22 protein-coding genes and 1 tRNA gene are annotated in these 24,377 nt (G+C 65.2%); 14 read left to right on the top strand and 9 right to left on the bottom strand.

The window, feature by feature from the left end:
• Nucleotides 1-15: 15 nt before the first annotated feature.
• From infB to truB, 3 genes are all read left to right on the top strand, one after another.
• Nucleotides 16-2,856: a translation initiation factor IF-2 gene (gene infB / locus ACLB1G_RS13695; RefSeq protein ID WP_491627778.1), complete on the top strand. Its 2,841-nt coding sequence runs from the start codon at nt 16-18 to the stop codon at nt 2,854-2,856.
• Between the two features lie 87 nt (nt 2,857-2,943).
• Nucleotides 2,944-3,339 (top strand): 30S ribosome-binding factor RbfA, encoded by a 396-nt coding sequence (gene rbfA, locus ACLB1G_RS13700; protein WP_491627779.1) that lies wholly within the window; start codon nt 2,944-2,946, stop codon nt 3,337-3,339.
• A 10-nt stretch (nt 3,340-3,349) separates the two neighbouring features.
• On the top strand, nt 3,350-4,273 hold the full coding sequence (gene truB / locus ACLB1G_RS13705) for a tRNA pseudouridine(55) synthase TruB (RefSeq protein ID WP_491627780.1): 924 nt from the start codon (nt 3,350-3,352) through the stop codon (nt 4,271-4,273).
• Here the strand turns inward: truB and ACLB1G_RS13710 are convergent.
• Both ACLB1G_RS13710 and ACLB1G_RS13715 read right to left on the bottom strand, forming a co-directional pair.
• Nucleotides 4,270-4,569 (bottom strand): hypothetical protein, encoded by a 300-nt coding sequence (locus tag ACLB1G_RS13710; protein ID WP_491627781.1) that lies wholly within the window; start codon nt 4,567-4,569, stop codon nt 4,270-4,272. The two genes, truB and ACLB1G_RS13710, sit on opposite strands and share 4 nt — an antisense overlap.
• Nucleotides 4,570-4,629: 60 nt before the next feature.
• A complete protein-coding gene (locus tag ACLB1G_RS13715) occupies nt 4,630-5,022 on the bottom strand; it encodes a hypothetical protein (RefSeq protein ID WP_491627782.1) in 393 nt (130 codons plus the stop codon).
• A gap of 262 nt (nt 5,023-5,284) precedes the next feature.
• On the opposite strand from ACLB1G_RS13715, the gene typA reads away from it, so the two are divergent.
• The 11 genes from typA (at nt 5,285) to ACLB1G_RS13770 (ending at nt 17,643) form a co-directional block, all read left to right on the top strand.
• Entirely contained in the window at nt 5,285-7,120 is a 1,836-nt protein-coding gene (gene typA / locus ACLB1G_RS13720; protein WP_491627783.1) for a translational GTPase TypA, read from the top strand.
• 211 nt (nt 7,121-7,331) lie between these two features.
• Nucleotides 7,332-9,638: a DUF3141 domain-containing protein gene (locus tag ACLB1G_RS13725; RefSeq protein ID WP_491627784.1), complete on the top strand. Its 2,307-nt coding sequence runs from the start codon at nt 7,332-7,334 to the stop codon at nt 9,636-9,638.
• Entirely contained in the window at nt 9,635-10,585 is a 951-nt protein-coding gene (locus tag ACLB1G_RS13730; RefSeq protein ID WP_491627785.1) for a phosphate acetyltransferase, read from the top strand. Before ACLB1G_RS13725 ends, ACLB1G_RS13730 begins: the two co-directional genes overlap by 4 nt.
• 2 nt (nt 10,586-10,587) lie before the next feature.
• Complete coding sequence (locus ACLB1G_RS13735; RefSeq protein ID WP_491627786.1) at nt 10,588-11,781, top strand: acetate/propionate family kinase; 1,194 nt, start codon at nt 10,588-10,590, stop codon at nt 11,779-11,781.
• On the top strand, nt 11,778-12,560 hold the full coding sequence (fabI, locus tag ACLB1G_RS13740; RefSeq protein ID WP_491627787.1) for an enoyl-ACP reductase FabI: 783 nt from the start codon (nt 11,778-11,780) through the stop codon (nt 12,558-12,560). The genes ACLB1G_RS13735 and fabI overlap by 4 nt, the downstream gene beginning before the upstream one ends.
• A 9-nt stretch (nt 12,561-12,569) precedes the next feature.
• Nucleotides 12,570-12,860 carry an RNA recognition motif domain-containing protein gene (locus ACLB1G_RS13745; protein ID WP_491627788.1) on the top strand — a complete coding sequence of 97 codons (291 nt, stop codon included), beginning with the start codon at nt 12,570-12,572 and terminating at the stop codon, nt 12,858-12,860.
• Between the two features lie 216 nt (nt 12,861-13,076).
• Nucleotides 13,077-14,096 carry a tRNA dihydrouridine(20/20a) synthase DusA gene (dusA, locus tag ACLB1G_RS13750; RefSeq protein ID WP_491627789.1) on the top strand — a complete coding sequence of 340 codons (1,020 nt, stop codon included), beginning with the start codon at nt 13,077-13,079 and terminating at the stop codon, nt 14,094-14,096.
• 394 nt (nt 14,097-14,490) lie between these two features.
• Complete coding sequence (locus ACLB1G_RS13755) at nt 14,491-16,239, top strand: methyl-accepting chemotaxis protein (protein WP_491627790.1); 1,749 nt, start codon at nt 14,491-14,493, stop codon at nt 16,237-16,239.
• A 106-nt stretch (nt 16,240-16,345) separates the two neighbouring features.
• Complete coding sequence (locus ACLB1G_RS13760; RefSeq protein ID WP_491627791.1) at nt 16,346-16,675, top strand: energy transducer TonB; 330 nt, start codon at nt 16,346-16,348, stop codon at nt 16,673-16,675.
• An 85-nt stretch (nt 16,676-16,760) separates the two neighbouring features.
• Entirely contained in the window at nt 16,761-17,102 is a 342-nt protein-coding gene (locus ACLB1G_RS13765; protein WP_491627792.1) for an energy transducer TonB, read from the top strand.
• A 151-nt stretch (nt 17,103-17,253) separates the two neighbouring features.
• Nucleotides 17,254-17,643 (top strand): hypothetical protein, encoded by a 390-nt coding sequence (locus tag ACLB1G_RS13770; protein ID WP_491627793.1) that lies wholly within the window; start codon nt 17,254-17,256, stop codon nt 17,641-17,643.
• Nucleotides 17,644-17,715: 72 nt separating this feature from the next.
• Here the strand turns inward: ACLB1G_RS13770 and ACLB1G_RS13775 are convergent, their stop codons facing one another.
• The 7 genes from ACLB1G_RS13775 to ACLB1G_RS13805 form a co-directional block, all read right to left on the bottom strand.
• Entirely contained in the window at nt 17,716-17,847 is a 132-nt protein-coding gene (locus ACLB1G_RS13775) for a hypothetical protein (protein WP_491627794.1), read from the bottom strand.
• A gap of 137 nt (nt 17,848-17,984) precedes the next feature.
• Nucleotides 17,985-18,431 (bottom strand): hypothetical protein, encoded by a 447-nt coding sequence (locus ACLB1G_RS13780; protein ID WP_491627795.1) that lies wholly within the window; start codon nt 18,429-18,431, stop codon nt 17,985-17,987.
• Nucleotides 18,432-18,568: 137 nt separating this feature from the next.
• Entirely contained in the window at nt 18,569-19,912 is a 1,344-nt protein-coding gene (locus ACLB1G_RS13785; RefSeq protein ID WP_491627796.1) for an amino acid permease, read from the bottom strand.
• A gap of 51 nt (nt 19,913-19,963) precedes the next feature.
• Nucleotides 19,964-21,535 carry a GH39 family glycosyl hydrolase gene (locus ACLB1G_RS13790; RefSeq protein ID WP_491627797.1) on the bottom strand — a complete coding sequence of 524 codons (1,572 nt, stop codon included), beginning with the start codon at nt 21,533-21,535 and terminating at the stop codon, nt 19,964-19,966.
• 148 nt (nt 21,536-21,683) lie between these two features.
• Nucleotides 21,684-21,759, bottom strand: a tRNA-His gene (locus ACLB1G_RS13795).
• A gap of 108 nt (nt 21,760-21,867) precedes the next feature.
• Nucleotides 21,868-22,701, bottom strand: coding sequence for a glutamate racemase (gene murI, locus ACLB1G_RS13800; protein WP_491628219.1), 834 nt, complete (start codon nt 22,699-22,701; stop codon nt 21,868-21,870).
• 130 nt (nt 22,702-22,831) lie between these two features.
• Entirely contained in the window at nt 22,832-24,361 is a 1,530-nt protein-coding gene (locus ACLB1G_RS13805) for a fumarate hydratase (protein ID WP_491627798.1), read from the bottom strand.
• Nucleotides 24,362-24,377: the final 16 nt, after the last annotated feature.

Here is a 24,377-nt window from a genome sequence, read left to right on the forward strand (position 1 = left end):
AGAAAAGAGGACTGAATGGCGAGTAACAACGTAGCCCAATTTGCCACCGAACTGAAGATGCCTGCAGACTTGCTGCTGACGCAGCTGCGTTCCGCCGGCGTCGAAAAAAGTTCGGCGTCAGATCCATTGTCGAAAGAGGATAAGGATAAGCTGCTCGATCACCTGCGCCGTACCCACGGCGCCAGCGCGGACACGGAAAAGAAAAAGATCACCCTGACCCGCAAGGAAACCACCGAGATCAAGCAGGCCGACGCCACCGGTAAATCGCGCACCATCCAGGTCGCGGTGAAAAAGGTGCGCACCTTCGTCCAGCGCGACGACGTGCCGCCGCCGGCGCCGCCCGCTCCCGTGGTGGACGCGGCTGAAATCGCCCGCCGCGAGGAAGAGGCCCGCAAGCAGGCCGAGCTGATCGCCCGCCAGGAAGCCGAGCTGCGCGAGAAACAGGAGCGCCTGGCCAAGCTGGACGCGGAGAAGGAAGCCCAGGCCAAGGCCAACGCCGAAGCCGAGGCACGCGCCAAGAAGGCCGCCGAGGACGAGGCCGCGCGCGCCGCCGCCGCCAAGTCGGCTGCCGCCAACGCCAGCGCCGCCGCCGCCGCCGAGGATGCGCAGAAGAAAGCCGCCGCCGAGGAAGCCAAGCAGAAAGCTGAAGCCGCCGCCAAGGAAGCGGCCGAACGCGCCGCCGCCACCGAGCGTGCACGCAAGGCCGTGGCCGACGAAGTGGCCCAGATCAAGGCCATGATGAACGCGCCGCGGCGCGCCATCAAGGCGCCGGAACCGGCCCCGGCCCCGGTCAAGCCCAAGGTGGCGGAAGGTACGCTGCACAAGCCGGCGGACAAGAAGCCGGCCGCCGGCGCCGCCACGGACAAGAAAGACGACAAGAAACCCGCCACCGGCGACAAGAAATCCATCAAGTCGGCCAATGTGTCGTCGACCTGGTCGGACGACGCCAAGAAGCGCGGCGCACCGGGCCCCAAAGGCCGTGGCGGCGCCAACGCCAACGCCAACGGCCGCGACAGCTGGCGCGGCGGCGCCAAGGGCGGCCGCCGCCATGGCCACTCGGAAGAACGCGAAAGCAACTTCCAGGCCCCGACCGAGGCCGTGGTCAAGGACGTGTACGTGCCGGAAACCATCACCGTGGCCGAACTGGCGCACAAGATGTCGGTCAAGGCATCCGAGGTCATCAAGCAGCTGATGAAGCTGGGCCAGATGTGCACCATCAATCAGGTGCTGGACCAGGAAACCGCCATGATCGTGGTGGAAGAAATGGGCCACAAGGCGCACGCTGCCGCCGAGGACGATCCGGAAGCCATCCTGGCCGACCAGGGCGAGCACGCCCACTTCGAGGCCACCCCGCGCGCACCGGTCGTCACCGTGATGGGCCACGTCGACCACGGCAAGACCTCGCTGCTGGACTACATCCGCCGCGCCAAGGTGGCATCGGGCGAAGCGGGCGGCATCACGCAGCACATCGGCGCCTACCACGTGGACACCCCGCGCGGCATGATCACCTTCCTGGACACCCCGGGCCACGAGGCGTTCACCGCCATGCGTGCCCGCGGCGCGAAAGCGACCGACATCGTGATCCTGGTGGTGGCGGCCGACGACGGCGTCATGCCGCAGACCAAGGAAGCCATCGCCCACGCGAAAGCGGCCGGCGTGCCGCTGGTGGTGGCGATCAACAAGATCGACAAGCCGGGCGGCAACGTCGACCGCGTCACCCAGGAACTGGTGGCCGAAGGCGTGGTGCCGGAAGAATACGGCGGCGATTCGCCGTTCGTGCCGGTGTCGGCCAAGACCGGCGTCGGTATCGACGCCCTGCTGGAACAGGTGCTGCTGCAGGCCGAGGTGCTGGAACTGACCGCGCCGGTGGAAGCCCCGGCCCGTGGCCTGGTGGTGGAAGCCCGCCTGGACAAGGGCCGTGGTCCGGTGGCCACCATCCTGGTGCAGTCCGGTACCCTGAAGCGCGGCGACGTGGTGCTGGCCGGTTCCTCCTATGGCCGCGTGCGCGCCATGCTGGACGAGAACGGCAAGCCCATCAGCGAAGCCGGTCCTTCGATCCCGGTCGAGATCCAGGGCCTGACCGAAGTGCCGGCCGCCGGCGAGGAAGCCATGGTCATGGCCGACGAGCGCAAGGCGCGTGAAATCGGCCTGTTCCGTCAAGGGAAGTTCCGCGACGTGAAACTGGCCAAGCAGCAGGCCGCCAAGCTGGAGAACATGTTCGACCAGATGGCCGAAGGCGAAGTGAAGAACCTGCCGCTGATCGTCAAGACCGACGTGCAGGGTTCCCAGGAAGCGCTGGTCAGCTCGCTGCAGAAGCTGTCGACCTCGGAAGTGCGGGTGCAGATCGTGCACGCGGCCGTGGGCGGCATCTCGGAATCGGACGTCAACCTGGCGGTGGCCTCGAAAGCGGTCATCATCGGCTTCAACGCCCGTGCCGACGGCCAGGCCCGCAAGCTGGCCGAGTCGAATGGCGTGGACATCCGCTACTACAACATCATCTACGATGCGATCGAAGAGGTGAAGGCTGCGCTGTCGGGCATGCTGGCGCCGGAGAAACGCGAAACCATCACCGGCCAGGTGGAAATCCGCCAGGTCATCCTGGTGTCCAAGGTCGGCGCCATCGCCGGCTGCCTGGTCACCGATGGCGTGGTCAAGCGTTCCTCGTCGGTACGCCTGCTGCGCAACAACATCGTGGTGTGGACCGGCGAGATCGATTCGCTCAAGCGCTTCAAGGACGACGCCAAGGAAGTGCGCGCCGGCCTGGAATGCGGCCTGTCGCTGAAGAACTACAACGATATCCAGGTTGGCGACACCCTGGAAGTGTTCGAAGTCCAGGAAATCGCCCGTACCCTGTAATCTGGCAGGACCGGGTAGCATCAAGGTGAAGTGGACGGGGGCGTCGCAGCTCCCGTCCATTTGCCGTTTTAGAAAGCAGTCGCCATCATGGCCAAACACAGCAAAAACATTCCACAGCGCGGCCTGCGCGTGGCGGACCAGATCCAGCGCGACCTGTCCGAAATCATCGCCTTCGAACTGAAGGATCCGCGCATCGGCATGGTGACCTTGACCGAGGTCCAGCTGACGCCCGACTATGCCCACGCCAAGGTGTATTTCACCCTGCTCAAGGACAGCCCGGAAGAGGTGAAGAACACCCTGGACGGCCTGACCAAGGCGGCCGGCTTCATGCGCAACCTGCTGGGCAAGCGCCTGCACATCCACACGCTGCCCTCGCTGCACTTCGTGCACGACCGCTCGACCGCGCGCGGCATGGAGATGTCGGCCCTGATCGACCAGGCCAACGCCACCCGCGCCCTGGACGATGGCGAGGACGCCGAGTAATTCCCACAGCATGAACAAACCGATGAAGAAGCCGCGCGACCTGGTCGACGGCGTGCTGCTGCTCGACAAGCCGGTCGGCTTTTCCAGCAACGACGCCCTGATCAAGGCCAAGCGCGTGCTCAACGCCAAAAAGGCCGGCCACACCGGCACCCTCGATCCCTTCGCCACCGGCCTGCTGCCGCTATGTTTTGGGGAAGCCACCAAGTTCTCGCAGGACTTGCTGGAAGCGGACAAGACCTACGAAACCATCGTCCACCTGGGCATCACCACCGACACCGGCGACACCGAAGGCGAGGTGCAGGAAACGCGTCCGGTGGACGTGAGCCTGGCGCAGATAGCGCAGGTGCTGGAACGCTTCCGGGGCGCTATCGAGCAAGTGCCGCCCATGTACTCGGCCCTCAAGCGCGACGGCAAGCCGCTGTACGAATACGCGCGCGCCGGCATCACGCTGGAGCGCGAGGCGCGCCACGTGGTGATCCACAAGCTGGAACTGGTGTCGTACGAAGCGCCGTTCCTCAAGCTGTCGGTCACCTGCAGCAAGGGCACCTACATCCGCGTGCTGGGCCAGGACATCGGCAAGGCGCTGGGCTGCGGCGCCCACCTGAACGCGCTGCGCCGCACCCAGGTCGGGGCCCTGACGGCGGACGGCATGATCACGATGGAAGCCCTGCTGGCGCATGAGGCGCCGCTGTCACTGCTGGCCCCGGTGGACGCGCTGCTGCAATCGTTCCCGGCCATCATGCTGACGGCAGAGCTGGCCAAGCGCTTCCTGCAAGGCCAGCGCCTGCCGCTGGGCAAGGAGCCGGCGGTACAGGTGCCGGCCGAGCAGGGCAGGGTGCGCATCTACCAGGATGGCAAGCTGCTGGGCACCGGCCAACTGGGCGAGTACAGCATCCTCGCCCCCGAACGCCTGATCGCCGCCGCGCAGAGTTAAGCGGCCAGGGCCGGATCGATAACGCGTCCGGCTTCGGCGGCAGGAATGCCGAACAGCTTGATGAAGCCGTCGGCGCCCAGCACGGCCTCGCAGCGCAGGGCTGTGATGCGCTGCGCTTCCGAGTTCAGGTTCAGGTAATCAGCCTTGGCCAGGGAACCCAAGCTCAACTGCTTATACAGCGAGGCCAGTGAAGCGCGCAACTCGGTCTGCAAGGCCTGGATTTGCTCAAGCTTGTCTTCGTCGAAGCCAGCCCCGAGCGTGGCCTTGGCCATTTCCTTGAATTCGGCGTCCATCATTGCACCTCCTGAGAAGTAAATCCGATAAGCCTTTTAACAAATATACGCCACTTAAAAAAGTTAGGGGCGTCTGCACATTTGTAATTGGCGCCATGGGCGCCGTACTGGATGACAGGACTTGAAGCTGGCCGCATCCAGCCCGTACGGTCCGTACACAAACACCGACCAGCCGTAGCCGCGCGCCCCGCAAACGGTCTGGCCGCAGGCGTACAGTATCCTGTTGGCTATCTGATGGCACACCCCGGTCACGCTGTACACGATGCCGGCCTGGTTATCCGCCCCAGCGAGGCAACGCGCCAGCCGCAGGTTTCCTGGCGCCTGGCAGATCAGCGCGCCGCCAGCGCAGCGGCCGCCGCACGGCCACCTGTCTCCGGCATCGCTGAGGGCATAGGTGTGATCGGCGGGTAGGCCCGGGATAGCGATTGCGTATCCTTTAAGTAATTGGTTGGACATGGCCTGCTCCCTGTGGTCGCGTATCCAGCAGCGTCCCACTCATCCACGCAGGCCAATATCGATTTCATCAAAGCGGCTGCGAATATTTGTCGCATCGCCGCGCTGTAAAAGCAACCCTTTGAAAATATTCAGGATTTCCCCGAGGGGTTGCAGCGCAACATGGTATACTACGCGGTTTCAGAAAATCGGCTCCGGCCACCCCTCTTGCCTGCGCCCGCGTGGGCCGGCTATCCAGCAAGACTATCAGCACAATATAACGATCATGTCTAATACTAAACGCGCAATCCGCAACATCGCCATCATCGCCCACGTGGACCATGGCAAGACCACCCTGGTGGACCAACTGCTGCGCCAGTCCGGTACCTTCCGTGAAAACCAGGCCGTCGACACCCGCGTCATGGACTCCAACGACCTCGAAAAAGAGCGTGGCATCACGATTCTGTCGAAGAACTGCGCCGTCGAGTACGAAGGCACCCACATCAACATCGTCGACACCCCCGGCCACGCCGACTTCGGCGGCGAGGTGGAGCGCGTGCTGTCCATGGTCGACTCCGTGCTGCTGCTGGTCGACGCCCAGGAAGGCCCGATGCCGCAGACCCGCTTCGTGACCCGCAAGGCGCTGGCCCTGGGCCTGAAGCCCATCGTCGTGGTCAACAAGATCGACCGCCCCGGCGCGCGCGCCGACTGGGCCATCAACCAGACCTTCGAACTGTTCGACAAGCTGGGCGCCACCGATGAGCAGCTGGACTTCCCCATCGTCTACGCCTCGGGCCTGAACGGCTACGCCGGCCTGACCGAAGACGTGCGCGGCGGCGACATGAAGCCGCTGTTCGAAGCCATCCTGAAATACGTGCCGGTGCGCGACGACAATCCGGACGGCCCGCTGCAAATGCAAATCACCTCGCTGGACTACTCGTCCTACGTGGGCAAGATCGGCATCGGCCGCGTCTCGCGCGGCCGCGTCAAGGCCGGCATGGACGTGGTATTCCTGAACGGTCCCGGCGACACTCCGACCAAGGGCCGCATCAACCAGGTGCTGAACTTCAAGGGCCTGGAGCGCGTGCTGGTCGATGAAGCCGTGGCCGGCGACATCATCCTGATCAATGGTATCGAAGACATCGGCATCGGCTCCACCGTGTGCGCCCCGGATACCCCGGAAGCGCTGCCCATGCTGACCGTGGACGAGCCCACCCTGACCATGAACTTCATGGTCAACACCTCGCCGCTGGCCGGCCGCGAAGGCAAATTCGTGACCTCGCGCCAGCTGCGCGACCGCCTGGACAAGGAACTGAAATCCAACGTGGCCCTGCGCGTGCTGCCGACCGACGACGACACCATCTTCGAAGTCTCGGGCCGCGGCGAGCTGCACCTGACCATCCTGATCGAAAACATGCGCCGCGAAGGCTTCGAGCTGGCCGTGTCGCGTCCGCGCGTGGTGTTCAAGATGGTCGACGGCGTGCGCCATGAGCCGTACGAAATGCTGTCGGTGGATGTGGAAGAAGCCAATCAGGGCGGCGTGATGGAAGAACTGGGCCGCCGCCGTGGCGACCTGCAGAACATGGAATCGGACGGCAAGGGCCGCGTGCGCCTCGAGTACCGCATCCCGGCCCGTGGCCTGATCGGCTTCCAGGGCGAGTTCATGACCCTGACCCGCGGCACCGGCCTGATGAGCCACGTGTTCGACGCCTACGCCCCGGTCGACACCTCGAAAGGTGAGCTGGCCGGCCGCCGCAACGGCGTGCTGATCTCGCAGGACGACGGCGCCGCCGTCGCCTACGCCCTGTGGAAGCTGCAGGACCGCGGCCGCATGTTCGTCGAGCACAACACCCCCGTGTACGAAGGCATGATCATCGGTATCCACTCGCGCGACAACGATCTGGTGGTCAACCCCATCAAGGGCAAGCAGCTGACCAACGTGCGCGCTTCCGGTACCGACGAAGCCGTGCGCCTGGTGCCGCCCATCCAGCTGTCGCTGGAATACGCGGTCGAGTTCATCGAGGATGACGAGCTGGTGGAGATCACCCCGAAATCGATCCGCCTGCGCAAGCGCTACCTGAAAGAGCACGAGCGCAAGAAGGCTTCGCGCGAAGGCGCATAAGCACAGCGCCCCTGGGCGCCGCCGCACCAGAAACCCGCCGCCGGCGGGTTTTTTTTCGGCCCCGGTATGTTGCATCGCGCAAGAGACTGAGGATACGGAGGGTTAACGATTTTGCAGTGCTATACTAGCGCGCAGGTCGTGGCTCCGGTCAGGATGGACCGGACGCGTATGGTGCGGTGCACAGCGCCGCTAATGGCATGGAGGAGTGCGTGTGACTGACTTCAAGTTCGAACCGCTGCAAAGCTGGTTTCCCTTCAACTTCGCCGCCGCCGCACAGCCGGCCGCGTCCGCTTCCTGGCCCGGCTGGCCGGCCAACCCGTTTGAACTGGGCAAGCAGGCCGTCGAATACTGGACCGACGCCACCCAGCGCTCCATCCTGTTCCTGGACGTATTGCGCCAGCGCGGCGACGACTACAACCAGCGCGCCGCCCAACTGGCGCCCAATGTGCTGCACTTCGGCCATGAGCTGATCATGTCCGGGCGCGACCTGGAGCGGCCCTGCAACTATGGCCTGCTGCGCATCGCCAACCCCGAGGGCATGCCCGAGCCCGATCCGTGCAAGCGTCCCTTCATCGTGTTCGACCCGCGCGCCGGCCACGGCCCCGGCATCGGCGGGATGAAGCAGGACAGCGAGATCGGCGTGGTGCTGCGCGCCGGCCATCCCTGCTATTTCGTCGGCTTCACCCCGCATCCGGTGCCGGGCCAGACCATCGAGGACGTGTGCTCGGCCGAGGCCCAGTTCATTGCCAAGGTGGCCTCGCTGCATCCGCATGCGGACGGCAAGCCGGCCCTGATCGGCAACTGCCAGGCCGGCTGGCAGATCATGATGACCAGCGCCCTGCATCCGGACCTGACCGGGCCGCTGGTGCTGGCCGGCGCGCCGCTGTCCTACTGGGCCGGGGTGCGCGGCAAGAATCCGCTGCGCTACCTGGGCGGCCTGCTGGGCGGCACCTGGCTGACCTCGCTCTCGGGCGACCTCGGCAACGGCATCTTCGACGGCGCCCACCTGGTGCAGAATTTCGAGAACATGCATCCCTCGAACACCTACTGGGGCAAGAACTACAATGTGTATTCCAAGATCGACACCGAGGCGCCGCGCTTCCTGGAGTTTGAAAAATGGTGGGGCAACCCGGTACTGCTGAACGCCGGGGAAATCCAGTACATCACCGATTCCCTGTTCGTCGGCAACCGCCTGAGCGACGCCGCGCTGCTGGACAGCCAGGGCCGCCGCATCGACCTGCGCAACGTCAAGGCGCCCATTGTCGTGTTCTGCTCCTGGGGCGACGACATCACCCCGCCGCAGCAGGCGCTGGGCTGGGTGCTGGACCTGTACGAGGACGACGAGGCGCTGGTGGCGGGCGGCCAGACCATCATCTATTGCATGCACGAGACCATAGGCCACCTGGGCATCTTCGTGTCGGCCTCGGTGGCCAACAAGGAGCATGAGGAATTCACCGAAGCCATGGACATGATAGACATCATGCCGCCCGGGCTGTACGAGGCCGTGTTCCTGGAAAAGAACGAACACACCGTGCACTCCGACATGCTGGACGGGAATTACGTGCTGCGCTTCGAGCGCCGCAACCTCGATGCGCTACGGGCACTGGGCGGCAACGACGTCAACGACGAGCGCCGCTTCGCCACCGTGGCGCGCCTGTCGGAAATCAACCAGGGCCTGTACCGCACCTTCCTCAGCCCGCTGGTGCGCGCCTCAGTCAACGACGCCAGCGCCGAGCGCATGCGCGAGCTGCATCCGTCGCGCCTGCGCTACCGCCTGTACTCCAGCCAGAACCCGCTGCTGCACGGGATCGAGGGCCTGGCAGCCCAGGTGCGGGCGCGGCGCCAGCAGGCCGCGCCGGACAATATCTTCCTGCGCCTGCAGGGCATCGTCTCGGACCAGATCATCGCGGCCTGGGACGGCTACCAGCAGGTGCGTGACACGGCGGTGGAGAATTTCTTCCTGTCCGTGTACGGCTCGCCGGTGCTGCAGGCCCTGGTCGGGCTGCGCACCGATGGCGGCCGCCCGCGCCGCATCGGCCGCGACATCGCGCGCGAAGCCGCCATCCAGGCCCACAAGCACGCGCTGGCGCAGCGCACCGCCGAGGGCGGCGTGACCGAGGCCATCGTGCGCGCGCTGCTGTACATCTACCGCAGCCCGGAAATGAGCGCGGCCGACGAACGCGCCTTCGCCACCCTGCGCGAGCTGCGCCTGCGGTCCTCGGGCGGCGCCGACCTCAGCCTGGTGCAATTCAAGACTATCGTGCGCGAACAGTACGTGATCCTGCAGCTGGCCGAGAAGGAAGCGCTGCGCGACCTGCCGCTGCTGCTGCCGGAAAGCCAGGAAGGGCGCGAACACGCCTTGGCCGTGGTGCGCCAGGTGGCCGGCGCCGAGGGCGCGCTGTCCGGCGACGGCGCCGAGCGCCTGCGCCGCGTCGAAATCCTGTTCGGCCACACGGCGCCGCAGCTGGCCGCGCCGCGCGCCAAGGCCAGGGCCAGGGCCGTGAAGGAGAATGCATGACCGGGTCCGCCGTACCGCACCCGCATTACGACCGCCTGATCGCCGCCGCCCGCGCCCGTCCCGCGACCCGCGTGGCGGTGGCCCATCCCTGCGACCGCTACGCGCTGGAGGCGGCGCTGGATGCCGCCGGCATGGGCCTGATGGCGCCGCTGCTGGTGGGACCCGAGGCGCGCATCCGCCAGGCCGCCGACGAGGCGCGGCTCGATATCTCGGGCCTGCCGCTGGTCGATACCGAACACAGCCACGCTTCGGCCGAGCGCGCCGTGGCCCTGGTGCGTGAAGGGCAGGCCGCCGCCCTGATGAAGGGCAGCCTGCATACCGATGAACTGATGGGCGCCGTGGTGCGGTCCGACACCGGGCTGCGCACGGCGCGCCGCCTGAGCCACTGCTTCGTGATGGACGTGCCGGGCTATCCCGACCCGCTGATCGTCACCGACGCCGCCGTCAACATCGTGCCCACCCTGGCCGACAAGGTGGACATCGTGCAGAACGCCATCGACCTGGCCCAGGTGCTGGGTTTCGAGCAGGTCCGGGTGGCCATCCTGGCGGCGGTGGAAACCGTCAATCCCAAAATGCCCAGCACCATCGAGGCGGCGGCCCTGTGCAAGATGGCCGACCGGGGCCAGATCACGGGCGCCGTGCTGGATGGCCCGCTGGCCATGGACAACGCCGTCAATCCGCAGGCGGCCGCCGTCAAGCACCTGGTGTCGCCGGTGGCAGGGCGCGCCAACGTGCTGCTGGCGCCCGACCTGGAGGCCGGCAACATGCTGGCCAAGAGCCTGACTTTCATGGCCGGCGCGGCGGCGGCCGGCATCGTGCTGGGCGCGCGCGTGCCCATCATCCTCACCAGCCGCGCCGACAGCGTGGCGGCGCGCCTGGCCTCGTGCGCCGTGGCCTCGCTGATCGCGCACCACCGCGCCGCGCACACACCGCTGGCGGGGAGCTGAGCATGGCGCCCAGCGATTGCATCGTCGTCATCAATGCTGGCTCGTCCAGCATCAAGTTCTCGCTGTTCATCGGCGACGGGCTGGACGTGGGGCTGACCGGCAAGGTCGAAGGCCTGGGCACGCCGCATGCCCATTTCATCGTGCGCGACGCGGCCGGCGCCGTGGTAGGCGAGCGGCGCTGGGAGCATGGCCTGACCCATGCCGAGGCCATGGCCTTCCTGGTCGATTTTTCGCACGGCCACCTGGACGGACACCGGGTGGCCGCCATCGGTCACCGCATCGTGCATGGCGGCGCCAGCTACAGCCGTCCGCTGGTGCTGGATGCGGAAGTGGTCGAACAGTTGGAGCGCTTGACGCCGCTGGCGCCGCTGCACCAGCCGCACAACCTGGCGCCGGTGCGCGCCATGGCCGCGATGGCGCCGCAGGTGCTGCAGGTGGGCTGCTTCGACACAGCCTTCCACACCACCCAGCCACCGCTGGCGCAGGCCTATGCGCTGCCGGCCTCGGTCACCTCGCGCGGCGTCAAGCGTTATGGCTTCCACGGGCTGGCCTTCGAATACCTGGCCAGCCACTTGCCGCAGGCCGACGCCCGGCTGGCCGGCGCACGCGTAGTGGCCGCGCACCTGGGCAATGGCGCCAGCATGTGCGCGCTGCAGGGCGGACGCAGCGTGGCCGCCACCACCGGTTTTACCGCGCTGGACGGCCTGCCCATGGGCACCCGCTGCGGCGCCCTCGATCCCGGCGTGGTGCTGTACCTGATGGAGGAACTCAAGATGGAGCCGGCCGCCATCGAACACCTGCTGTATGCGGAATCGGGCCTGCTGGGCGTGTCCGGGCTGTCGTCCGACATGCGCGAACTGGAGGCCAGCGACGATCCGCGCGCGCGGCTGGCCATCGAACTGCTGGTGTACCGTATCGGCCGTGAGCTGGGGTCGCTGGCGGCGGCGCTGGGCGGCATCGACGCGCTGGTGTTTTCCGGCGGCATAGGCGAGAACAGCGTGCGCTTGCGCGCCGCCGTCTGCGCTGGCGCCGCCTGGCTGGGCGTGGCGCTGGACCAGGAGCGCAACCGCACGCCGGGCGCCGGCGTGGAACGCATCAGCACCCCGGACAGCCGGGTTGCCGTGTGGGTGGTGCCGGCCAACGAGGAATTGATGATCGCGCGCCACACCCTGGCGCTACTGGAGCGGCAGCCATGAGTATCCCCACCAAATATCCCATCCTGCAGGGCAAGCGCGCGCTGGTGGTCGGCGTCGCCAACGAGCATTCGATCGCCTATGGCTGCGCCAAGGTATTCCGCGAACTGGGCGCCGAGCTGGCGCTGACCTATCTGAACGACAAGGCCAAACCGCACGTGGAGCCGCTGGCGCGGGAACTGGAGGCGCAGCTGCTGCTGCCGCTGGACGTGGCGCACCCCGGCCAGCTGGAAGCGGTGTTCGCGGCCGTGGAGCAGCAGTGGGGCGGGCTGGACATCCTGGTGCACTCGATCGCCTACGCCCCCAAGGACGATTTGCAGGGTGGACTGCTGGACTGCTCGCTGGACGGCTTCCTGGGCGCCATGGACGTGTCCTGCCATTCCTTCGTGCGCATGGCCAAGCTGGCCGCGCCCCTGATGCCGCATGGCGGCAGCATGTTCGCCATGAGCTACCACGGCGCCCAGAAGGTGGTGGCCAACTACAACGTGATGGGGCCGGTGAAGGCGGCGCTGGAAGCGTGCTGCCGCTACCTGGCCTTCGAGCTGGGACCGCGCGGCATCCGCGTGCATGCGGTGTCGCCAGGCCCGCTGCAGACGCGCGCGGCGTCCGGGCTGAAGGATTTCGACCTGCTGCTGTCGGAAGCGGTGGCGCGCGCGCCGATCGGCGAGCTGGTCGACATCATGGACGTCGGCGCCACCTGCGCCTACCTGGCCTCGCCCTACGCCAGGCGGCTGACCGGCAGCACCGTCTATGTGGACGGCGGCCTCAACATCGTGGCCTGAGGAGGGCGCATGCAGATCATCCTGTCCGGCCTGACTGGCGACGTCACTGAAGACAGCATTCAGCATGAGCTGTCGCGCTTCTTCCATGTCGTTGGCGTGCGCCTGGTGCGCGAGGGCGACGGCGACAGTCCGTGGGCGCTGGTGGAAGTCTGCGATCCCTATGCCCACGTCTGGAACAAATGCAACCAGCTGCGCGGCGTATTCCACCGCGGCAAGCGACTGCACTTCTACATCCCCATGCACCAGGAAGAACAGCCCTACGAGCTGCTGCATCCGCACGAGCGCATCGACATCGCCTGAGTGCCGCCTGCGGGCAAACCGGCGCCGGACCAGTTCGCCCCGCCGCGCCCTGCAGCCGGCGGCGGCGCGGGCCGGCTCAGCCGGCTGACTGCGTAGTCATGCCATCCACCGCCTGCGCGGCTGCGCCGTGCTGGCGCTCCGGCCGGGCTCGCATGCGCTCCGTGCCGGCCTGGCGTATAATGACGGCCCTTCATCAGTTCCCATATAGTTGCCGTCATGACCATCATTGCCACCGCCGACACCGCCGCGCCCGCCATCGGGACTGGCCGCCGCCTGTCCGTGGCCCCGATGATGGACTGGACCGACCGCCACTGCCGCATGTTCCACCGCGCCATCACCCGTCACACCTGGCTGTACACGGAGATGGTCACCACCGGCGCCCTGGTGTATGGCGACGTCGAGCGCCACCTGCGCTTCAACGAGGAAGAGCACCCGGTGGCCCTGCAACTGGGCGGCAGCGATCCGGCCGACCTGGCCACCAGCGCCAGGCTGGGCGAGCAATGGGGCTATGACGAGATCAACCTGAACTGCGGCTGCCCCTCGGAACGGGTGCAGAAGGGCGCTTTCGGCGCCTGCCTGATGGCTGAGCCGCAACTGGTGGCCGACTGCGTGAAAGCCATGCGCGACGCCGTCAGCATCGATGTGACGGTCAAGCACCGCATCGGCATCGACAAGAACGAGAGCTATGACTTCGTGCGCGACTTCGTCGGCACGGTGGCCGAGGCCGGCTGCACGACCTTCATCGTGCACGCCCGCAACGCCATCCTGAAGGGCTTGTCGCCCAAGGAAAACCGCGAGATTCCACCGCTGAAGTACGAGGTCGCCTATCAGCTCAAGCGCGACTTTCCTGACTTTGAAATCATCATCAACGGCGGCATCAAGACCGAGGCCGAGATCGATGTGCACCTGCAGCATGTGGATGGCGTCATGCTGGGCCGCGAGGCTTACCACAACCCCTTCCTGATGGCCACCTTCGACCAGCGCTACTATGGCGGCGCGGCGCCGGCGCCCACCCGCGAGCAGGTGCTGCAGGCCATGGTGCCGTATATCCAGGCCCAGCTCGCCAAATATGGCCCGCTGGGTTTGAAGCTCAATTCCATCACCCGCCACATGCTGGGCCTCATGCAAGGCCTGCCCGGTGCGCGCACCTTCCGCCAGACCCTGTCGGACTCCAAGAAGCTCGCCGCAGGCGACGCCCAGCTCCTGCTGGAAGCGGCCGCGCGCCTGCGCGCCTGAGGTTTGCTGACTGAGCGGCTTGCGCTGTGCAAGCGCAGCATCTGCGTCAGCGGTAAACCCAAAATTAATTTCCGTCAAGAAAAATAATTTTCTGTTGTTATTTCCACGCAGAAATCTTCACTGTGCATTTTTCAGGCAGTATTTGCTTGCCCTACGGAAAAATTTGCATCTATAATTCACGAATACACACACATATCCACCGTTGTTCTGCGTCTGTGTAGGGCAGTTTTAATGCTAGTTGGCCGGGGTGGAACAGCCAAGTTTGCATGCGCAGTCAAGTGTGGCGAAGCCTAAAAAAGTGCTTGTCACAAAGGTACGGTGGGGCCGCCAGGCGTACAGGAGCAGGCCGGCGGTCCTGGGGAAATATAAGCAGTGTCACTTACGAAGAGACCAAATGAATTTATCCAAAATGAAAGTCGGTATGCGCCTGGGCCTCGGATTCGCCCTGGTACTGATCTTCCTGGTCGCCGTCACCGCCGTCGGCATCGTGCGCATGGCGCAGATCCAGGACCGTCTCGACCACGTGATCAGCGTGAACAATGTGGTGTCGCGCCTGGTGGTCGACATGCGCAACAACGTCAGCGAACGCATCAACTCGCTGCGCGTGCTGACCATGATCGCCGATCCGGCCGACATGGAAGCTGACCTGAACCGCATCAAGGATCTGGCTGCCAAATACGCCGATCAACAGAACAAGCTGAGCGCCCAGTTCGCCAAGGAATCCAGCGCGGAAGAAAAAGCCCTGCTGGCCACCGTGAAGGAAAGCGAAGCCGTGGCCCTCCCGGCCATTGCCAAGGCCTCGGAACTGTGGCTGGCCGGTAAGGCCGAGGAAGCCACCCGCGTGCTGGTGAAGGAAATCCGTCCGGCCCAGAAAAAATGGATGACCGCTCTGGAATCCCTGGGCGGCCTGGAAGACAAGCTCAACGCCCAGATGCAGGTGGACGCCGCCAACGGCTTTTCCAGCGCCCGCACCTTCATGATCATCATGGGCCTGCTGGCCGTGGCGATCTCCGTGACCGCCGCCATCATCATCACCCGTGGCCTGCTGAAGCAGCTCGGTGGCGAGCCTGACTACACCGCCTCCATTGCCGGCAGCATTGCCAACGGCGACCTGTCGATCGCCATCGACACCAGCAGCGCTTCGAAAGACAGCCTGCTGTCCGAAATGGACGCCATGCGTAACAGCCTGGTCAGCATCGTCGGCCAGGTGCGCACCGGCACCGAGACCATCGGTACCGCCTCGCGTGAAATCGCCGCCGGCAACATCGACCTGTCCTCGCGTACTGAAATGCAGGCCAGCTCGCTGGAGAAAACCGCCTCGGCCATGGAAGAGCTCACCTCGACCGTGAAGCAGAACGCCGACAATGCCCGTGAAGCCAACCAGCTGGCCTCGGCCGCCTCCGACGTCGCCATTCGCGGCGGCAAGGTGGTCTCGCAAGTGGTCGACACCATGAGCTCGATCGACGCCTCCGCCAAGAAGATCGTGGACATCATCGGCGTGATCGACGGCATCGCATTCCAGACCAACATCCTGGCGCTGAACGCCGCTGTCGAGGCAGCCCGCGCCGGTGAACAAGGCCGCGGCTTCGCCGTGGTGGCTTCCGAGGTGCGTAACCTGGCCCAGCGTTCGGCCGGCGCCGCCAAGGAAATCAAGTCGCTGATCGATGACTCGGTCGAGAAAGTCGGCGCCGGCACCAAGCTGGTCGGCCAGGCCGGCGTGACCATGGATGAAGTGGTGTCCTCGGTGCGCCGCGTGACCGACATCATGAGCGAGATCGCCAACGCCAGCCAGGAACAAAGCGCCGGCATCGCCCAGGTCAACCAGTCCATCATCGAGATGGACGCCATGACCCAGCAGAACGCCGCGTTGGTGGAAGAAGCCGCCGCCGCCGCCCAGAGCCTGCAGGACCAGGCTTCCGAGCTGCAGCGCGTGGTCAGCATCTTCAAGCTGGCCGAAGGCGACCAGCCGGCTCCTGTGGCTGCCGTGGCCGCCCCGGTCAAGGCCGTGGTCAAGCCCCTGGCCCGTCCGGTCAAGAAGCTGGCCGCCGCCGCACCGGCCGCAGCGCCCGCCGCGCCGGCCCGTCCCAAGAAAGTCGCCGCCGCTGCCGCCACCGCCGGCAATGACGAGTGGGAAGAGTTCTAAGTTTTAGTTGTTCAGTTTCTCAGTTTTTTAAGTGGCCGGGATTTCCGGCCGAATCGAACCCCAGCAGCCACCGGCTGCCAATAACAAGATCGTAGGAATCCATATCATGAACAAATTTATCGCCGCCATCATCCTGACCGCCACCAGCGCCGCCGCTTTCGCCGCCGAAGTGCCCGCCACCGTCGACGCCTCCAAGTGCAAGGCTGAATACCCGAAAACCTCGCTGCTGAACGAAGAGCAGGGCACCGTCAGCATGGCCTTCCTGGTCGGGGCTGATGGCAACGTGGTGGACTCCAAGATCGACAAGTCGAGCGGTTTCAAGAACCTGGACAAGGCCGCCATCAAGGCCCTGACCGCATGCAAGTTCAAGCCGGGCACCAAGGATGGCGCCGTGGCGCAAACCTGGGCCAAGGTCGATTACGCCTGGAAGCTGTAAGTTTTTGTAGTAGCGAGCGGCGCATGGGGCGCCGCATAAATCAAGCTGTTGTCCATATAAATCATTGAATTATTGGGGAAAACAAATGTCTACTAAAAAAGTTCTGATGGGTCTGGTTGCTGCCGCCGTGGTGTCGGGTTCCGCTTTCGCCGCCGAAGTGCCGGCCAGCTTCGATTCCAAAAACTGCAAGGCCGAATATCCGAAAGCCTCGCTGATGAATGAAGAGCAGGGCACCGTGACCATGATGTTCCTGGTGAAACCCGACGGCACCGTGGCCGATTCCAAGATTGACAAGTCGAGCGGCTTCAAGAACCTGGACAAGGCCGCCATCAAGGCCCTGTCCGCCTGCAAGTTCAAGCCGGGCACCAAGGATGGCGCCCCGGCCGAGACCTGGACCAAGGTCGACTACGCCTGGAAACTGGACTGATTATTTCCCCGCCGGCCTAGCCGACGTTTGCAAGGGACCGCGCTGCGGTCCCTTTTTTATTTCGTGTTGCTGCGGCGTGTAACAGGCTGTAAATCTGCGTACGGGACCCGGAAACGGATTTATAGTACGGGAATCAAGGAGGATGTTTACCATGAAAGCTTTGTTCGCAGTGGCCGCCGTGGCGGCCTTGGCAGGCTGCGCCGTACAGCAGCCGCAATATGCGCGTGTCGTGCAGCCGTCCGATCCCTACCAGTGGCACACGGTGTCGGTGGAGCCGTCCAACCGGGTGTCCGGCAGCCCGAACGTGGTGTACAGCACCGAGCCGGTGGTGCAGCAACAGGCATCGACCACCGTGGTGTACACCGAGCCCGTGTACGCATCGCCGGTGTACAGCCCGGTGTACGTGGCGCCGCCCGTGTATGCCGCGCCGTCCTACTACTACCCGCCGGTGACGGTCGGTTTCGACTTCGTGTTCGGCAACTGGGGCCACCGCTGGGGCGGCTACAGGGGCGGTTACCGCGGCGGCTACCACCACCGCTAAGCAACTGCTACACCAATAGAAAATCCCGCTGGGGCTTGCGCCGCAGCGGGATTTTTTATTGGGGCCCGCACTTTAGCGCACCAGGTAAAGCGAGGTATGGCTGGCGGTCATGGTGGGGGTGTCGTCGGACACCACCACGTAGGTGGAAACGGCTGCAATGCTCAGCAGCAGGGTACCGTATGCGAGGGGGAGATAGCGTGCCATGGTGTGCTCCTGTCGGTCCTGGGTGGATGGAAAGTCGGTATGACTCCAGCATAGGACAGGCAGGGCTGAGCCGGCATCGGCCTATAGTCCGAGATCTTGTAGGACTAGAAGCCGTGTTATTTCCTACTGAAAATTCTTTATTTCTTACCCCAGACTACCACCGCGTCGGCCGGCGCCGTATCGAGGGCATTGGCCAGCGCCAGCCATTGCTGCAGGCGTTCCGGGCGCTTGAGATTGATGCCCATGCCGTCGATGGTGCCGATCTGTTCCAGCATGCGGGCGTCGATCTTGGCCTTGGAAACGGTGGGGGCGCTCATCACCATGCGGTCATAGGCCTTGCGGGCCTTGTTTTCCCACTTGTGCAGGCTGGTTTCGTCGAAGCGGTTGCCTTCGAAGTAGACGGTGAGGGAGCCATCGGGGTTGCCGAAGCCGACAATGCCGGAACCCTTGCGGATGGCGGCATTGGCGGCGGCGTCAAAGGCCTCGGTGGGGACGAACACGCCGGCGCGGCCGTCGGTGTCAGGGCGGCCTACGGGAGTATCCTTGCTGTAGGTGCTGACTTCGGAGAGTTTGATGTCGGACATTGGCTTTGATGCCCCGCGCGACGCTTGGGCGCGGCGGCAATCCTTGTAGAGGGTCTGTTTGGCTTTGCATGGGGATGCAAAGGCTATACATATTGTAGCCGCAAACTAATTCCACATGGCAATAGCCAGCGGGAATTTTATGTAACAGCGCGGTAGCGGTATCCTAGCGCCAGGGCCGCCAGCCAGGCCGGTATCAGGTACACGGACAGGCGCAAGTCCGGCGTCAGGAACATCACCACCAGGATGCCGGCCAGGAAGGCCATGCACAGGTAATTGGTGAGCGGATAGCCCAGGCTGCGGAAGCCCGTGGCCTGCCCGGCGGCGCGCTTGGCGGCACGGAAGCGCAGGTGTATCCAGCTGATCATGCCCCAGTTGATGATGAGGGCCGACACCACCAGTCCCATCAGCAGTTCAAAGGCCTTGCCGGGAATGAAGTAGTTGACCGCAACGCAGATCGCCGTGGCGCCGGCCGATACCGCCAGCGCCGCCAGCGGCACGCCGCGCGCGTTCACCCGCAGCAGCAGGCGCGGCGCGTTGCCCTGGCGCGCCAGGCCGTACAGCATGCGGGTGTTGCTGTACACGCAGCTGTTGTAGACCGACAGGGCGGCCGTCAGCACCACCACGTTCAGCACATGGGCCACGGCGTTGCTGTTCAGGGCGTGGAAGATCAGCACGAAGGGGCTGCCGCCGCCGGCCACCTTCTGCCACGGATACAGCGACAGCAATATGCCCAGCGCGCCGATGTAGAAGATCAGGATGCGGTAGATGGCCTGGTTGGTGGCGCGCGGGATGGAATGCGCGGGATCGTCGGCCTCGGCCGCCGTGATGCCGACCAGCTCCAGTCCGCCAAAGGAAAACATGATCACGGCCATGGCCATCACCAGGCCGCTGGCGCCGTTGGGGAAGAAGCCGCCGTGCCGCCACAGGTTGGCCACGGATGCTTCCGGCCCGGCCGCGCCGGACAGCAGCAGCCAGCCGCCAAATCCTATCATGCCGACGATGGCGGCCACCTTGATGATGGAGAACCAGAATTCCATCTCGCCAAAGGCCTTTACGTTGCTGAGGCTGATGGCGTTGATGATGAGGAAGCAGGCCAGCGCCGACGCCCAGGTCGGGATGCCCGGCCACCAGTACTGGATGTAGATGCCGACCGCCGTCAGCTCGGCCATGCTGACCAGCACATACAGCACCCAGTAGTTCCAGCCCGACATGAAACCCGCCCAGTGGCCGCAATACTTGTCGGCAAAATGGCTGAAGGAGCCGGCCACAGGTTCATCGACCACCATTTCGCCCAGCTGGCGCATGATGAAGAAGGCGATCATGCCGGCCACGGCATAGCCCAGCAGCACCGAGGGCCCGGCCATCTGTATGGTCTGGGCGATGCCGAGGAACAGGCCAGTGCCGATGGCGCCGCCCAGGGCGATCAGCTGGATGTGGCGGCTCTTGAGGCCCCGCTTGAGTTCTGTGCTGCCTTGATGCATGGGGATCCCCCGTAAGTACAAGCGGGCGATCTTTTCATAATTAACCAGGCATTACAAGTCTTTCTTGGGGGCCAGCTTGACCAGCACCACGTCGTTGCGGCGCATGGGGATGGTGAGCACGGCCCGGCCGCGCGCGTCGGCGCGCACGGTGCGCGTTTCGGGGCGGTCGGCCGTCAGCGACTGCAGCTGCGCCAGCTGCTTGCTGTCCAGGGTGACGGGCGAGCCCATGCGCAGGTAGGCGGTATGGGCGTCATTGGCCTGGTAGCCGGTGCGGTCGATCTGCACCGCGTAGCGGCCCGGGCGCAGGCCCTGGAATTGCAGGCGCAGCGAGGGCGCCGGCGTGGCCGGCTGCACGCTGGTGTACCAGGGCCGGTTGCTGCGGTCCTGCTGCGGCGTGGTGAAATCCCAGGCCAGCACCTGCAGGGCCTGGCCGCTGCGGGCGATATGGCTGCGGGCGTCGGCGCCGGCCAGGGCGGTGTCGCCCAGCTGGTGCAGGTATTTATAGGCGAACCAGGCCGGCTTGCGTATGCCCTGCGGGTTCATCAGGCCGAAGCCGCCCTGGAAGGGCGCCGTGGGCGGGCCGGGTTCCTCGAACAGGTCGCTATAGGTCCAGTAGCTCATGCCCTGGGCCAGGCCTTGGGCGGCTTTCAGCTTGTCCAGGATGTAGGCCGCGCTGAGATAGGCATCGTGCACCGGGTCGCGCGGCGTGTAGCTGGTGCTCCATTCGGTGAAGTACAGCGGCAGGTTGGGCAGGTGGCTGGCCTGGATTTGCTGGCGCACGCGGCGCACGTCGCCCGTGATGGCGTCCGGGGACGGGGACAGCTTGGTGTCGTCCTTGCCCTGTTCGTCGAGGAAGCCGCCGTCCACGCCATAGGTATGGGTGGTGACGAAATCGACGGCGCTGCCGCTTTGCCTGGCATGGGCCAGGAATTCCGGCACCCAGGCCGCGCCGGCTGTCGAGGGGCCGCCCACGCGCAGCGCGGGGTCGATGGCCTTCAGGGTGCGGGCGGTGACATCGTACAGGGCGAAATAGGCGGCCTGGTCGGCTTTTTCCCAGAAGCCGTCCAGGTTGGGTTCGTTCCAGACTTCGAACGGCCAGGAGCGCACTTCCTCGGCGCCGTAGCGCTGGCGCAGGTGGCGCACGAAGGCGTCCACCAGGGCTGCCCACTTGGCCGGATCGGGATGGGATGTATTGCCCTTCCAGTAGAAAATGGTTTGCTCGGACGAGCGCATGGCGTGCGGCGTGAAGCCCAGTTCGACAAAGGGCTTGATGCCTATCTTCAGCATGCGGTCGTACAGGGTATCGATCTTGCTCCAGTCGTAGACCGCCTGGCCGTCCACTTCCTTGTAGGTGCCCAGCACGTCGTGGAAGATGGCGTGGAAGCGCAGGTAGCGGAAGCCCAGTTCATCGTGGGCGGTCTTCAGCTGCGCCAGGCTGTCCTCGCGCAGCAGGGTGCCGGGATAGTCGGAGCCCACCGACAGGTCGGCAAACTTGTCGCGCGGCGTGGCGGGTGCGTTGGCGTCCACGGTGATGGTGCGTATGCCCTGCGCCCAGGCGGTGTGGGCGGACAGGGCCAGCAGCATGGCGGCGGCCAGCGCCGCGCCCGGCTTTTCGATCTGCATCGGTGTCGTCTCCGTGATGGGAATGCAGACCACATTCTGCGAGGCCGTGCTGGGGGCGGCAATTGCGAAATCCACCAAGCGGGGAAACGATATCCGGCAGGCGCGGAAAAAGAAAAAGCCGGCTTGCGCCGGCTTGATCTTGAAATCTTGGGGTGGCTGATGGGACTCGAACCCACGACGACAGGAATCACAATCCTGGACTCTACCAACTGAGCTACAGCCACCACTGGTGTATTTCTCTCACTGCCTTCGCGTTAGCAACGGCAGGCCCGCATTATACAAGCCGGGGTGCTTTCATGCAAACCCTTATTGTGGATTATTTTTCCTGGTGCCTAAATGGCAAGTTCTTCCACCTTCACCTCCAGCCCCAGCAGGGTGCGGAAGGCGCTGCCCAGGGCTGCCGCGCTGCCGGTGGTGTAGCCGACGATCTGGCCCTGCGCGGCCGGGCGCTGCAGGGCGCCGGCTTCCAGCAGGCGGTTGAGCTGGCGCGCCACGGCGGTGCCGGTGTCGATCAGCTCGATGGGGCCACCGGCAGCCTGCGCGGCCACCTGGCCTATCGCATCCTTGACGAAGGGGTAGTGGGTGCAGCCCAGCACCAGGGTGTCGGCGCCCTGTGCGATCAGTGGGTCGACGTAGCGGTGCAGCAGTTCCATCGTGGCCGGCGTATCGAGCTGGCCTTCCTCGATCAGCTGCACCAGGCCGACGCAGGGCTGCAGCAGGAATTCGGCCTGGGTGGCGGCGTGGATCTGGTCGCGCAGCAGCAGGAATTTTTCGCCGCGCAGGGTGCGCGCTGTGGCCAGTACGCCGACCTTGCCGCTGTGAGTGGCGGCCGCGCCGGGCTTAAGGCCCGGTTCTACGCCCACCACCGGTAATTCCGGATAGCGCGCCCGCACAGCCTTGATGGCGGCCACGGTGGCGGTATTGCAGGCCACCACCAGCGCCTTCACGCCGCGCTCCACCAGGAAGGCGGCCACGGCCAGGGCGCGCCCGGCCACGTAGTCCTCGGTCTTGTCGCCGTAGGGGGCGTGGGCGGTGTCGGCCACGTAGATCAGGTGTTCGGCGGGCAGCAGCGCGCGGATGTGGCGCAGCACCGACAGGCCGCCGACGCCGGAATCGAAGATGCCGACCGGGGCGTCGGCGGGATCGCTGAAGGGAGGCAGGGGGATCAACTCGGGTGTCCTTGTTGAGAGGCGCGGCGGGAGTCCAGGCGGCGGGTTCGCGGATTCAGCATGGAGGAAATCCGGGTAGTGCCCGGATTTCCGCGTGCGCGGCGGTCCGCCGATGCGGAGTGATGGATCAGGCGGTGACGATGGGCACGTTCAGCTGCTCGATCTTGGCTTGCCACTCTTTCGGGCCGGTGTTGTGCACCGAGGTGCCGGAGGCATCCACGGCCACGGTCACCGGCATGTCTTCCACCTCGAACTCGTAGATGGCTTCCATGCCCATGTCGGCAAAGCCCAGCACCTTCGATTGCTTGATCGCTTTCGACACCAGGTAGGCCGAGCCGCCCACCGCCATCAGGTAGGCCGACTTGTGCTTCTGGATCGCCTCGATGGCGGCCGGGCCGCGCTCGGCCTTGCCGATCATGGCGATCAGGCCGGTCTTCTCCAGCATCATCTCGGTGAACTTGTCCATGCGGGTGGCGGTGGTCGGACCGGCCGGACCCACCACTTCGTCGCGCACCGGATCGACCGGACCCACGTAGTAGATCACGCGGTTCTTGAAGTCCACCGGCAGCGGCTCGCCCTTGGCCAGCATGTCCTGGATGCGCTTGTGGGCGGCGTCGCGGCCGGTCAGCATCTTGCCATTCAGGAGCAGGGTCTGGCCTGGCTTCCACGAAGCGACTTCTTCCTTGGTCAGGGTGTCCAGGTTGACGCGCTTGGATTTCTCGGTATCCGGCGCCCACGACACATCAGGCCAGGTCGACAGCGGCGGCGGGGTCATGTAGGCCGGGCCGGAGCCGTCCAGCACGAAGTGGCCGTGGCGGGTGGCGGCGCAGTTGGGGATCATGGCGACCGGCTTGGAGGCGGCGTGGGTCGGGTAGGTCATGATTTTCACGTCCAGCACGGTGGTCAGGCCACCCAGGCCCTGCGCGCCTATGCCGAGGGCGTTGATCTTGTCGCACAGTTCGATACGCAGTTCTTCCAGCTTGTTCTGCGGGCCGCGCTGCTTCAGTTCGAACATGTCGATGTCTTCCATCAGCACTTCCTTGGCCATCAGCATGGCTTTCTCGGCGGTGCCGCCTATGCCTATGCCCAGCATGCCCGGCGGGCACCAGCCTGCGCCCATGGTCGGCACGGTTTTCAGCACCCAGTCCACCAGCGAGTCGGACGGGTTCATCATGATCATCTTGGACTTGTTCTCGGAGCCGCCGCCTTTCGCCGCGACCTTGACGTCGACGGTATTGCCTTCGACCAGTTCCATGTGGACCACGGCCGGGGTATTGTCCTTGGTGTTCTTGCGGTCGAAGTGCGGGTCGGCCACGATGGAGGCGCGCAGCTTGTTGTCGTCGTAGTTGTAGGCGCGGCGCACGCCTTCATTGACGGCGTCGGTGACGGTGCCGGTGAAGCCTTCGAAGCGCACACCCATGCCGATCTTCAGGAAGACGTTGACGATGCCGGTATCCTGGCAGATCGGACGCTTGCCCTCGGCGCACATGCGCGAGTTGGTCAGGATCTGCGCGATGGCGTCCTTGGCGGCCGGGCTCTGCTCGTATTCGTAGGCGCGCGCCAGGTGCTCGATGTAGTCGGCCGGATGGTAGTAGCTGATGTACTGCAGGGCGGCGGCGACGGATTCGATCAGGTCTTCTTGCTTTATGATGGTCATGATGTTCTCGCGAGAA

It is taken from the genome of Duganella kummerowiae (genome assembly GCF_053572355.1).